At 57.2% G+C, this 12493-nt stretch carries 10 protein-coding genes; 7 read left to right on the top strand and 3 right to left on the bottom strand.

The window, feature by feature from the left end:
* Positions 1-3: 3 nt before the first annotated feature.
* Positions 4-1422: a protein adenylyltransferase SelO gene (locus GOV53_RS00050; RefSeq protein WP_170464514.1), complete on the bottom strand. Its 1419-nt coding sequence runs from the start codon at positions 1420-1422 to the stop codon at positions 4-6.
* An 85-nt stretch (positions 1423-1507) separates the two neighbouring features.
* Between GOV53_RS00050 and GOV53_RS00045 the strand changes: the two genes are divergently transcribed.
* The 5 genes from GOV53_RS00045 to GOV53_RS00025 all read left to right on the top strand — a co-directional run bounded on the left by GOV53_RS00045 (position 1508) and on the right by GOV53_RS00025 (position 7816).
* Positions 1508-1927, top strand: a complete 420-nt coding sequence (locus GOV53_RS00045) for a cupin domain-containing protein (RefSeq protein WP_170463301.1) — start codon at positions 1508-1510, stop codon at positions 1925-1927.
* Between the two features lie 3 nt (positions 1928-1930).
* Complete coding sequence (locus tag GOV53_RS00040) at positions 1931-2833, top strand: fatty acid desaturase (protein WP_170463300.1); 903 nt, start codon at positions 1931-1933, stop codon at positions 2831-2833.
* 148 nt (positions 2834-2981) lie between these two features.
* A complete protein-coding gene (locus GOV53_RS00035) occupies positions 2982-4124 on the top strand; it encodes a lipocalin family protein (protein WP_170463299.1) in 1143 nt (380 codons plus the stop codon).
* The gene (locus GOV53_RS00030) at positions 4121-5566 is read left to right on the top strand and encodes a hypothetical protein (protein ID WP_174823309.1); all 1446 of its coding nucleotides are present in this window, start codon (positions 4121-4123) and stop codon (positions 5564-5566) included. Before GOV53_RS00035 ends, GOV53_RS00030 begins: the two co-directional genes overlap by 4 nt.
* A 681-nt stretch (positions 5567-6247) precedes the next feature.
* Positions 6248-7816, top strand: a complete 1569-nt coding sequence (locus tag GOV53_RS00025; RefSeq protein ID WP_170463298.1) for a leishmanolysin-related zinc metalloendopeptidase — start codon at positions 6248-6250, stop codon at positions 7814-7816.
* 167 nt (positions 7817-7983) lie between these two features.
* Here the strand turns inward: GOV53_RS00025 and GOV53_RS00020 are convergent, their stop codons facing one another.
* Positions 7984-9057 carry an anhydro-N-acetylmuramic acid kinase gene (locus GOV53_RS00020; RefSeq protein ID WP_174823316.1) on the bottom strand — a complete coding sequence of 358 codons (1074 nt, stop codon included), beginning with the start codon at positions 9055-9057 and terminating at the stop codon, positions 7984-7986.
* Between the two features lie 209 nt (positions 9058-9266).
* Here GOV53_RS00020 and GOV53_RS00015 point away from each other — a divergent pair, with 209 nt between their 5' ends.
* Both GOV53_RS00015 and tyrS read left to right on the top strand, forming a co-directional pair.
* Positions 9267-10532, top strand: a complete 1266-nt coding sequence (locus GOV53_RS00015; RefSeq protein ID WP_170463296.1) for an MFS transporter — start codon at positions 9267-9269, stop codon at positions 10530-10532.
* A gap of 88 nt (positions 10533-10620) precedes the next feature.
* The gene (gene tyrS / locus GOV53_RS00010; protein WP_170463295.1) at positions 10621-11874 is read left to right on the top strand and encodes a tyrosine--tRNA ligase; all 1254 of its coding nucleotides are present in this window, start codon (positions 10621-10623) and stop codon (positions 11872-11874) included.
* A gap of 80 nt (positions 11875-11954) precedes the next feature.
* Here the strand turns inward: tyrS and GOV53_RS00005 are convergent.
* On the bottom strand, positions 11955-12493 hold a 539-nt coding region (locus GOV53_RS00005; RefSeq protein WP_217361225.1), incomplete at its 5' end, for a hypothetical protein.

Genomic DNA, 12493 nt, shown 5'->3' with positions numbered 1-12493 from the left:
CCGTCAGGTCCCGCAAAAGGTTGCGTGAACCACTTCGCTATCGGTCGGAGGTCGTTTGAGGTCGTCTGCACCGGACTGATCATCATAGGGGCGCGACAGAACCGAGTTCAGCCGGTGGAATGGTTCATAGTCCCCTTGAACGGCAGCCTGGATCATCTGCTCGACCCTATGATTGCGCGGGATGTAGGCGGGGTTTGAACCTGCCATAACGGCGGACGGATCCTGTTCACGCGCCAAACGTCCAGCCCAACCGTCGGACCATGTGTCAAAGGCAGTGGGATCTGTGAACTGATCCCTCGCGGCCTCTCCGCCCAGCGCGCGGAACGTATTGGTGAAATCGGCCTGATTCTGCGCCATCCGTGTCAGCAGGTCCGTGATTAGCTCAAGATCGCCTTCTTCCTCGGTCACTAGCCCGATCTTGGCGCGGAACCGTTTCAACCAGTTCTCCTGTAGCAGCGCGGGCATGGCGTGTACGATCTCGGTCGCTTCTTCAACCGCAGCGTCCTTGTCCTCCATCTGCTGGATCAAGGCCGTCGCCAGTTGCGCCAGATTCCAAACCGCGATGTCCGGCTGGTTGGAATAGGCATAGCGCCCCATCCGGTCGATTGAGCTGTAAACGGTGTTCGGATGATAGCTGTCCATGAAGGCGCATGGACCATAGTCGATGGTCTCACCGGCGATCGAGCAATTGTCGGTGTTCATTACCCCATGGATAAAGCCCACACTCATCCACGCCGCGATAAGCCTCGATTGGGCTTCGACCACGGCGCGCAGCAGACCCATAGGTCCGTCGGCATCCGGGTAGTGGCGCGCGATGGCGTAGTCCGTTAGCTGGCGCAAGCTGTCCAACTGCCCGCGTCCGGCAAACACCTGAAACGTGCCGACGCGTAAGTGGCTTTGGGCGACACGGGTCAGAACCGCTCCGGGCATTGGTCCTTCGCGCAGCACGATCTCTCCGGTCTCGACCGCTGCAAGAGCTCGGGTCGTGGGGATGCCCAGCGCGTGCATCGCCTCGGACACCACGTATTCGCGCAGCACAGGACCTAACCAGGCGCGGCCGTCTCCGCGGCGGCTGAATGGTGTCGGACCCGACCCTTTCAGCTGAATGTCGCGGCGGATGCCATCCGCCCCAACGGTCTCGCCCAGCAAAACGGCGCGCCCGTCCCCCAGCTGCGGGTTATAGCTGCCGAATTGATGGCCTGAGTAAAGCTGCGCAATCGGCTCGGCCCCGTCCGGCAGCGTGTTCCCGGCAAAGGCTTCGGCCATTTCTTCGACATCACCCGGAGTGACGTTCAGAATCTTGGCCAATTCCGCGTTGAACGCGACCAGTCGCGGCGCGCGCACGGGGATCGGCGCCTGCCGTGCATAAAAGCTGTTGGGAAGGCGGGCGTAACTGTTGTCGAAGGGGATCGTCAGGGTCATGCGGCAAACATATTCCTTGCGCGCACGAATACCATAGCGGATCGCCGGATCGCGTGCATAATCGGCCCGAAAATCGAGAGGCCCCATGACCGCACAAGACATCATCGACCACCTGAACCTACAGCAACACCCCGAGGGCGGCTGGTTCCGCGAAACCTGGCGTGCCGAGAACGAGGGCCGTGCAACCGGCACCTGCATCTATTTCCTGCTGGCCGCAGGCGAAAGCAGCCACTGGCACCGCGTCGATGCGACCGAAATCTGGCTGTACCACGCAGGCGCGCCGTTGACCCTGTCGCTCAGCGCAACGGAAGATGGCCCTGCGAACGACCACCTGCTGACCCCGGACCTGTCAAAAGGCGCGCCGCAACTGATCGTGCCCGAAAACCACTGGCAGGCTGCGCGCAGTACTGGGGATTATACTCTGGTCAGTTGCAACGTCTCACCGGGTTTTGAATTCGAAGGGTTCGAGCTGGCCCAGCCCGGCTTCGACATCCCACGCGGTTAAAGCATGGACCACCGCGCGCTCATAGCATCGCTGCCGCCCGACGCTAAGGATCGGCTGCAACAGCGCTCGGACCGGGCGGGGTTGCGCCATCTAGCGGGCTATCTGGCGCTGCTGGCTGTGACCAGCTCCGGTATCGCGTTGCAGGTGCCGCTGTGGCCGCTGCTGATCCTGCCTCAAGGCATTCTATTGGTGTTTCTGTTTACGCTCAGCCATGAATGCACGCACAAGACGCCCTTCAAAACCGGCCGGCTGAATGACGTTATCGGGCATCTGGTTTCTATTCCGATCGCCCTGCCCTTCACGTGGTTCCGGTACTTTCACCTGGCTCACCACAAATGGACGAACCACCCCGAAAAAGACCCCGAACTGGGTGGCAAACCGCGCCCGCAAGATCGGCGGAGCCTGCTGATCTACCTGTCCGGCTGGCCCTACTGGTCAGGGATGACCCGGGTCCTGTGCCAAAATGCCTTTGGCCCGATCGACGCCCCCTACCTGCCCGCCCGTCAGCACAAGGCGATGCGGGTCGAGGCACGCCTGCTTCTGGCCGTCTATCTGGCCGCGGCGCTAAGCCTGATCGCCTCCCCGTTGGTGCTGTGGCTATGGATGCTACCGGTTCTCATCGGCCAACCGTTTCTGCGGCTCTACCTGCTGGCCGAACACGGGCTGTGCCCGACGGTTGCCAATATGCTCGAGAATTCTCGCACCACGTTTACCAATCGGATCGTCCGGTTCGTTGCTTGGAACATGCCCTACCACGCCGAACACCATGCCTTTCCGAATGTTCCGTTTCATCAGTTGCCGGTATTGCACGTCTGGACAAGGGAACATCTGAAATCCACTTCGGACAGTTACTCTGAGTTTACAGGCGAATATGTACGCAGCGTGAAGCATCAATCATTCAGATAGTTGGTCACGGAACGGCTGCTTCGAGCCCAAAGCGGCCATTAGTCCACGTGCAATAAACAGCTATACTCAAAAGAGACGCTATTGTGGCGACTAAGGCAATTGGCCGTACAAAAAGGCTTTAGGCATTTAAGGGAGGCAAGCCGCAACGATGAGGAAGCTAATTCTGGCAGTTATTGTAGCCGTCGTACTCGGGGTTCTAGTATACTCAGCGCTGTTTACCCAGCAGCCGGAAGGCTCCTTTGCACGAGACAAAAAAGGCCCTGATTTCGCATCAGTTTTAGCAAACATCTCTGATGAAGGCTTTGAACGGCCATCCTCGGATTGGAAACTGGAGCTGCCCGAGGATCATGGTGCCCATGTTAATTCACGCACTGAGACCTGGCAGCTACATACTCATTTAAGGGATGACGATGGTAATGAATTTGGTTTTCAGTTCCTATTTTTACGCATCGGGATTGTGCCTCCAACGGTGCCACCGGCGGAGTCAGTTTGGGACGTCAGACAGCTTGAACGGGTGCACATCGCACTCCTCGACGCAAACTCGGCGAAAGTTGCGCGCGAGGAGCGGTTCGGACGGGGAATACCCAGTATCTCGGGTTTCGATTGGAATGCTGCGGAGCTTCGAATGGATAATTGGTTCCTCAGTTTCGCAGATGACGGATCCCCGGCGACGCTTAAGCTCTATGCGACAATTAGCGACAAGTCTGTTGTGGAGTTTGATATACGACCGGTGAAGCAGGCTGTTGCCTTGGAACCGGATGGCGCAGACGCACCTTTTGTGGGTTATTCAATCACGCGTCTGACCGTTGATGGCACCGTTGATCAAGGACAGGGAAAGAAAAGGGTCACAGGAACCGCATGGTACGATCATTTATGGGGTGAGCTTCCGGTGCCAGGTGCAGGACCGGTCGCATGGGATCGTTTGCAGCTTCAACTTGAGGATGGGGCCGAGATCTCGGCAGTGCGTTCGAGGAGGATCGACGGAAGAGGCGCAGCGTCCGTTAACGGCGCTATATTTGAACCCAATGGTGAAGTCATTTCCTTGGACGAGGAGACCATTAAAATGACGGCTTTCCGAACTTGGCAGTCTCCCTATACCGGGGTCGAATATCCAATCGAATGGCAGCTTGAAGGCCCCGATCTGGACATAACGATTGAGCCCTTGTTCGACGCCCAGGTGCTTGATTTTTCCGTCCCGCTCTGGAGTGGGCTTGTGCGGGTTAAGGGGAGTCGTGCCCAAAGTCCGGTCTCCGGATTTGGGACGCTGCAACTGACAGGATATGAACAGTGATTAGAGGAGGAGTAGCCATCGGCGGCGTCGCCGTACTGTTGGGCGCTTTCGCTGCCGGAGCGTTCTGGCTTTTTGCACCATTCGGTAACCGGGAAACGGCCTTTGACCCGAGCCAGTTCCGCTCTCCGACAGGACCAGTTCCACCCTCGGAGCAGCGCCCTGGTGACATCGATGCAGGCCGTCACGCTCTTCTAAATGCTCCTTACGTCAGCTGTGGTATTCCGTATAACGCTTATCGCCGCCTGAATCCTGAAACTGCCGAAAATAAACCTCTTTCCGGGCGTGAGGGTCGGAACGCCGAACTACCCTACGCGCTCACCTCGCATGTGAATGAAGATGGTGTCGAGGTCATCTCCAATAATTGTTTGACGTGCCATGCCGGACGCCTCAACGATGAGATCATCATCGGTCTGGGAAACGAATTTGGGGACTTCACGCGCGATCCGAGCAGGTTGGTTCTCCAAACAGGAAATTACGTTCGTGGAGCTGCCGAAACGAAAGCCTGGGAGCACTGGGCTGACCGCATCGACAGCATTGCGCCTTACGTCCAAACAAAAACGATTGGTGTGAACCCGGCGACCAACCTGACCTGGGCCCTCATGTCCAGGCTCGATCCTGAAACGCTGAAGTGGTCAGAGACACCGCTTATTGACCCGCCACCGCGAGACCCGCTGCCGATCAGTGTCCCGCCTTGGTGGGGGATGAGCAAGAAGAACGCGATGTTCTACACGACAATCGGTCGGGGCGACCACGCGCGCTTCATGCTCCTTGCGTCCATGCTGTGCATTGATGGCACTGAAGATGTTGCAGACATCGTCGCCTATGCGCCTGACATTCGTGCCTTCATTGCCTCATTGGCGGCACCAGCCTTCCCATATCCTGTCGATGTAGAGCTGGCAGCTGACGGAGAGGGCATCTTTCTTCGTGAGTGCAGCGCTTGCCACGGCACATACGGGGCAAATGAGACCTTTCCAAATCGAGTCTATCCGGTTTCCGAAATTGGAACTGACCCCGCATATGCAACTGAGGCGACGGATGGATCGCGAGACCGGTTCTACGCCTGGGTGGCGCGTTCTCCTTACGGAGACACTGAAAGTGCCAACCCTGCACCTGGCTATATAGCACCGCCACTCGATGGGATCTGGGCCACGGCACCCTATCTACACAACGGTTCAGTGCCAAATATGGAGGCTTTACTCCGAAGCGACTTGAGGCCGAAGTACTGGCGGCACCTGTTCGATCCACGAAATTACGATCCCCAAAGGATGGGCTGGCGCTTCGAAGTCCTTTCTGCAGGGCAAGAAAGTGAAAAAGACCCGGAGAGGAGAAGACTAATCTACGACACCACGTTAAGAGGCTACGGGAACCAGGGCCACACTTATAGTGACAAATTGAGCGCCGAAGAACGCTCCGCCCTGCTTGAATACCTTAAGACTCTTTAGGAAAAATTAGTGTACGTCGGCCACTGCAATTTGGGAACTAGAAGTGAAACTGAGCTTACGAACCATGAGCATTGCGCCCCAGTTGCGACAAGATTGCAAGCCATGCCCACAAGAGAATAGAGATCCTTAGTGCTTATTCTAAGTTGCGCAGAACATGACAATAGAACTATGGTTACGCAAAGCAGATGCTCAACTGATTTGAGTGAGTTTCTGCAGCGGGTCCGGTGCAGAAACTCATTTAATGTTGGTGTATCGTTCTACAGCGAACTGCTGCTCTAAGCACAAGGCGGAAGTTGCAAAGCTCAATTTTGAATCTGCTTTACTGGGTGAAAGTCCTGTCAGAGTAATTCGCTTGGTTGCGCTCTAAGTTCTATGTTTTTCGCCGCTATTAGAAGTAGTTTTCCTACATAAAATTTTTTGCGCCTTTCGATGTCTTAAGGCAGCAGAAAAGGGGAACTGTATCAGGTAGTCTGACTATCCTCATTTAGCCATTTAGCAAAACTCGAAAACCCTGCATTAAATGCGAAGTTATTGTTTTGTTAAATTAATTATTTGTGAATACCGCATTCTCACAACGTTAAAGCGCGCAATGTTATTCTAATAATCAAATGTTTTGATTGGGCTCATTCATTGCGATCGTAGTCCATCAGTGAATTGCTCAAATAGCATAGGACATTTTTGATGTTTAGAAATTCAGTATTCGCACCTTTTTTTAGAGAAACGGCAAACTTTGAAGACTTGTTTGCCGAAATCCCCCCAGAATACGCGCCCGCAACAGGACTTGCTGAAAGGTTATCCAGCAAGCCATTGAATATCGCGACTCTAAGTTCAGACGAGTCTGTACCATCAGTGACAGGCGGAGACGAAAGCGAACCGCATGATCACAACGATCACGAAAGTTTCGAATTCGGTCACGCTGGCACTTCGGCGAGCGGGAAAGTGATCGCGCCCGTCTTTGCGGAAATAGCAAGCTTAGAGATTTCGATTGCCAACATTCTGCCCGAACTGCCACCTGCAAAAGGGCTTTCTGAAGGGCTGTCGAACAAGCCATTGAATTTCGAGACCCTGAGTTCCGATGAGTTTGTATTTGCAGTGGCGACCGGCAATGACAACGAGCTGCACGATCATAACGACGAACACGACCACGAGGGTTTCGAAGTTGGCCACAACGGCGTCTTGGCAAGTGGAAAGGTGATTGCGTCAAACGGCAAAGTTTTTGACAACGGTGAGCTTGCGTTTCAGCGACCGGACGGCGTGGGCGGTGGCGGTGGTCCATTCGGTGGCGGCGGTACTGGGGATGATACGGATGATAGTGGCACTGGCGACGACACGTCCCCCGGTTACGGTACAAACGATCTGTTCGCGGAATACGTCAGCGGCACCGCCGATGCGGATGGTGTGGATCACTTCAACGTCGAAATTGAGTTTTACGGCGATTGGACCGGCTATGAAGCTTATATGGACGCCTTCGCTCTTTCTGCAGAGTTCATCAGCTCTATCATGACGCAAGGCCTTTGGGATGACCCGCAATCATTCAACACATTTGATCCAACTGGCGTTAACATGTTCACTGTCGATGATGTGCTTATTGAAGCCCGTCTAACGGATATTGATGGAGTCGGTAACATCTTGGGTGGCGCGAATGTCTACTCAGCGCGCGAAGCAAGTGCTCCCGATGCCTACACTGCGGTTGTCGGCCTGATGGAGTTCGATACGTCCGATGCACAGGCTTTGTCTGTAAACGGAACGTGGGATGACGTTGTACTTCACGAGATGTTTCACGCGTTGGGCTTCGGCACGCTCTGGGACAATTACTACCCTGAAATCATTTCTCAGTCGTCGACGCAGATTGCCGGACAAGACACACGTCGTCCAAATGATGATGTTTACGAAACAACTGCCGTATACAACGGTGTTGCTGGAAACGCTGAGTATATAAGCGAAACTTGGACAGACGGTGATCAAATCATTGTCGAAACAGATGGCGGCTCTGGTACGGCTCTGGCGCATTGGGACGAGGACGCTCACTTTGATGAACTCATGACCGGTTATCTCGATACCGAAAACGGAGCGTATCTTGCAGACTGGTCCATCGCAGCGCTTGCCGACATCGGCTATTATGTCGATCAGGACGCGCTGCTTGGTGATAACGCAAATTATCTGTCTCAAGATATTGATCTTTTGGACACCCAGGTTGTCGCGGACAACGCGTATATCCTTTATAATGAAGATGGCACTTTGATCGCCTGATGCACATTACTTTAGATACTCAGACCGGCGCGTTCTTGCGCCGGTTTTCGTTTTTTAAATCAAAACGGCAAATTTAGGCCGCAAAGCAGTTACTCAATTGGAAATTAAGCGCTGCAACGTAGCCAACGGCGGTTTTGTCCGCATAGCGGACTTCAGTCAAACACCTTTCAGCCCACCGCTCCATTCGCAACCGAACTAACAACCCCACCCCCGACCAGAGCCTTCACTCCGGTGGTGCCCGGACATGACGTCGGCAGTCTGCGCGCGACGCGGGCGGCGAGGTAGGCGAAGGCCTGCGCTTCGAGCATGTCGCCGTCCAGACCCACAGCCTCGACCGGTTCGACCGGGCAGTCCAGAGACACGCGCAGCATTTCCATCAGCACCGGGTTGTGCCGCCCGCCTCCGGTGACCAGCAAGCGTGTCGGGCGTTTGGGGCAGTACTCCATCCCCTGCACCACACCTGCGGCGCACATACCCGTTAGCGTTGCCACAGCATCCGCATCGCTGAGTTCCTGCACCAGCTTTATCATCTCGGCAAAGTCGTTCCGATCCAGCGATTTTGGCGGCATCCGGGAAAAGTACGGCTCGGCCAGGAACAGCTCGAGCGCGCCCATCTCGACCGTTCCCCCACGCGCGACCGCGCCGTTTCGATCCATGGGCAGGCCCAAACGCGCCTGCATCAGATCATCAATGGGCGCATTTGCGGGGCCGGTATCAAAGGCCAGCAACGCGCCGGGGGCTTCGGGGCCGTCAAAGCTGGGGTCCACATAGGTCAGATTGCCCACCCCGCCCAGGTTCAGGAAACACAGCGGCTGAGTTGCTCCGATCCATTTAGCACAGGCAAAGTGAAAGAACGGCGCCAGCGGAGCGCCCTCGCCCCCCATCGCGACATCATCGCTGCGGAAATCCCAGACAACCGGGACGCCCAGAGCTTGCGCCAGCCCTTTGCCATCGCCCACTTGCAACGTTCCGCGCCCGCGGGGCTCGTGCGCCAGTGTCTGGCCGTGCACTCCGATCAGATCGACCTCGTCAAACTCGGACAGCGCCTCGGCATGGGCCACGGTCACAAGCTCGGCCGCAGCGTCTACATCCGGACCGTGCCATTGGCCCAACGCGGCGCGCAGCACCGCCCGCTCGCCTTCCGAATAAGGCCGGTAACCGCTGGGGCCAAAGCCGATGATCCGGTGCCCGTCCGTTTCCACGACAGCGGCATCCACCCCATCCATCGAGGTGCCGGACATTGCGCCCAAAACCCTAATCGCGCCTGATTTCTTGTTGGCCCGGCCCACGCTTATCTCTCCTGCGCTTGATACTTGAACACCGTCATAGTTGAGCGGTGTCGCGGTTTAACCTGCCCCCCGATCAAAAGCCAAGGCAAGGCAGATCGCACAAGACATGCGCTTTTTCCCTGTAGTTTGGTATAAGGAACACAAATCGGATTTTGGTGCACATGGCAGATACATACTCGCAAAAACAGCCCTCGGAAGGCAGGAACTATTTCCTGATCTTCTGGTCCGGGGCGTTGGCGACGATCGGGGGACAGTTGATCAACCCCAACCTTGTGTTGCCATTTCTCTATCTGGCTCTGGGCGCGCCGACCTTTTTTGCGGGCATGTTGCTGCCCTTTGTGACCGGGTCGCGCCTGATCGCCGAAATCTTTGTCTCGCCCTTCATCAACCGCGCCACGCGCGCAAAGCTGGCGGTTTACGCTCCGAACCTGTTGACTGCCGCGGTGCTGGCCGCCGTGGCGCTGTTTTCAACCAAACTGCCCGGCCTTATGATCGTGTTGCTTTTCCTGACCACCGCGGTTGTGCTGGGGCTGTGCCAGGGGATCACCAGCCTTGGCACCAGTCAGATTTACGGCATCTCGGTGCCTGCTGAGAAACGGAACCGGATGGTGTTCGCGCAAGCCACCATTTCCGGCGTTCTCGCCATTATCGTCGTACTGGTCACCCGCGACCTGCTGGCTGGCGATCAACCAATGCAGCGCCACATCGTCGTCCTGTGGTGCGGCGTGATCGCCATGTTCGCCGCTGGCGTTGCCTTTGCAGGCGTGCAACTCCTTGAGGAAGAACAGGCCCACCGCATTGAGCCCGCCAAAAAGCCTAAGCCGCTGGCCGAATTGGCAACTGGATTCAAGACCGGGATGGCCTATCACTGGTATCGCAAGTTCCTGACGGCCCGTCTGATCTTTGTCTCGGTCGAGCTGGCGATGCCCTTCTACACGATCCATGCCGCAACGCTGCACATGGGGACAAAGCACTCGCTCAGCTATTTCGTCATCGGGGCCAGCCTGGGGATGGTCATCGGTTCGATCCTGTGGGGATGGCTCAGCAATCGTATCTCGGTCAAACCGGTCATGTGGCTGGGCTGCATGATCGCCGCTGTATCAGCCGGGATGGCATTGGGTTTCAACTTCCTCGGCTACGCCCAGAATGTCTGGGCCTATGCACTGGTCATTATGCTTCTGTCGCTGGGAGGGAACGGAGTCATCTACGGGCGCTACCTGTACCTTATTCAGATGAGCGCCGAGCAAGAGCGCCCCTACCTTGTCGCTTTGGGGGACGTCAGTGCGGGTCTGGTCGGAATGGTGTTTGCGGCGATCCTTGGGGCGGTTGCGCATCTACACGACCCGATCACGCCGATCTTTGCGCTGGTGGTGCTGAACCTGATCGCCATGTTCTATGCCTCCCGCCTGCCACCGGTCAAAAGCTGAAACAGTCCGCTTTTAATGGAAAAGGTGCCTTTTCCTTACCCGGCACCCCGCCTATACAGTGCCCCGCAACATTAACCCGAGGCACGATATGACCTACCACCCCAAATCGGATTTCATCGCCACGATGATTGAGCGCGGCTTCCTTGCCGACTGCACCGATTATCAGGGCCTTGACGAAGCGCTGATCAGTGGGTGCAAACCGGCCTATATCGGCTTTGACGCGACGGCCAAGTCGTTGCACGTGGGCAGCCTGATTCAGATCATGATGCTGCGCTGGTTTCAAAAGACAGGTCACCAGCCGATCACCCTGATGGGCGGCGGCACCACCAAGGTGGGCGACCCCTCGTTCCGCGCCGATGAACGCCCCCTGCTGGGCCCCGAACAGATCGACGAAAACATCGCCGGCATCAAAAAGGTGTTCTCGGCCTACATCGACTATGACAGCGACGTCGAAAACAAGGCGCTGATGCTGAACAACGCCGAGTGGCTGGACGACCTGAATTACCTCGATTTTCTGCGAGACATCGGGCGGCATTTCTCGGTCAACCGCATGCTGAGCTTTGAGTCCGTGAAATCGCGATTGGATCGCGAACAATCGCTGAGCTTCCTCGAATTCAACTACATGATCCTGCAGGCCTATGACTTCCTGGAACTGAACCGCCGCTACGGCTGCGTGCTACAGATGGGCGGATCGGACCAGTGGGGCAATATCGTCAATGGTATCGACCTCACGCGTCGCGTGCTGGATCATGAGATCTACGGCCTGACCTCGCCTCTGCTGACCACCAGCGATGGCAAGAAGATGGGTAAATCTCAGGACGGTGCGGTGTGGTTGAACGCCGAGATGCGCTCACCCTATGAGTTCTGGCAATTCTGGCGCAACACGACTGACGCGGATGTCGGGCGGTTCCTGAAACTCTACACCGAACTGCCCGTCGATGAATGCGACCGCCTTGGCGCGCTTGAGGGGTCCGAGATCAACGAGGCCAAAATCCGCCTTGCGAATGAAGTCACCACCCTGCTGCACGGGGCCGAGGCCGCGGCAAACGCCGAGGCAACCGCCCGCGAAGTATTCGAGAAAGGCGGCGTCGGAGGCGATCTTCCGACCCTGACCCTGAGCGCGGAGGAGCTGGGCGACGGTATGTCCATCGTGCAGGTCATCGTGAAATCGGGTCTGGCAAAGTCGGGCAAAGAGGCCAAGCGCCTGATCGCCGAGAACGGCGCCAAGCTGGACGACGCGCCGCTGACAGATGCGGGCCTGATGATCGACGCAGGTGCGCTGTCATCTCCAATCAAGCTGAGCGCGGGCAAAAAGCGTCACGCCTTGGTCCAGCTGGGCTGATACAAGCGCATAGCGCACAGAAAAAGGCCACCCCGACAGGGTGGCCTTTTTTGTTGGTATCCAAAGCTGATAGGCCCGGCTTAACGCTCTTCTTTCCCGCCGCCGTTGCTGCCGCCATTTCCTTGGCCACCGCCACCATTGCCCTGGCCGTTGTTGCTGCCGCCATTGCCGGTGCCGGGGCCCGAGCCGCCATTGTTGCCGCCGCCGTTGCCGGAGTTGCCTGCGTTCCCGTTTCCATTGCCGGGACCACCATTGCTACCGCCGTTGCCCTGGCCTCCGCCATGGCCGCCACCATTGCTGCCGCCGTTGCCTTGGCCGCCGCCTCCGCTGCCAGAGCCATTGCCCTGGCCATTATTGCTGCCGCCATTACCGGTTCCGGGGCCCGAGCCGCCGTTGTTTCCGCCACCGTTGCCGGGGTTGCCAGCGTTCCCGTTTCCATTGCCGGGACCATTTCCGCCGCCGTTGCCGCCGCCGTTGCCGCCGCCGTTGCCGCCGCCATTACCACCGCCGTTGCCGCCGCCGTTTCCACCGCCGTTGCCGCCGCCATTACCGCCGCCGTTTCCACCGCCGTTGCCGCCGCCGTTGCCGCCGCCATTACCACCGCCGTTGCCGCCGCCGT

Origin of the sequence: Ruegeria arenilitoris, from assembly GCF_013035315.1 — a bacterium.
Classification (GTDB): domain Bacteria; phylum Pseudomonadota; class Alphaproteobacteria; order Rhodobacterales; family Rhodobacteraceae; genus Ruegeria; species Ruegeria arenilitoris_D.
This window is presented reverse-complemented; position numbering and strand designations above follow the sequence as displayed.

What these genes read in the sequence shown, in the direction of transcription:
- GOV53_RS00050 (WP_170464514.1), bottom strand. Translation starts at nt 1,422, where the DNA reads ATGACCCTGACGATCCCCTTCGACAACAGTTACGCCCGCCTTCCCAAC.
- GOV53_RS00045 (WP_170463301.1), top strand. Translation starts at nt 1,508, where the DNA reads ATGACCGCACAAGACATCATCGACCACCTGAACCTACAGCAACACCCC.
- GOV53_RS00040 (WP_170463300.1), top strand. Translation starts at nt 1,931, where the DNA reads ATGGACCACCGCGCGCTCATAGCATCGCTGCCGCCCGACGCTAAGGAT.
- GOV53_RS00035 (WP_170463299.1), top strand. Translation starts at nt 2,982, where the DNA reads ATGAGGAAGCTAATTCTGGCAGTTATTGTAGCCGTCGTACTCGGGGTT.
- GOV53_RS00025 (WP_170463298.1), top strand. Translation starts at nt 6,248, where the DNA reads ATGTTTAGAAATTCAGTATTCGCACCTTTTTTTAGAGAAACGGCAAAC.
- GOV53_RS00020 (WP_174823316.1), bottom strand. Translation starts at nt 9,057, where the DNA reads ATGTCCGGCACCTCGATGGATGGGGTGGATGCCGCTGTCGTGGAAACG.
- GOV53_RS00015 (WP_170463296.1), top strand. Translation starts at nt 9,267, where the DNA reads ATGGCAGATACATACTCGCAAAAACAGCCCTCGGAAGGCAGGAACTAT.
- tyrS (WP_170463295.1), top strand. Translation starts at nt 10,621, where the DNA reads ATGACCTACCACCCCAAATCGGATTTCATCGCCACGATGATTGAGCGC.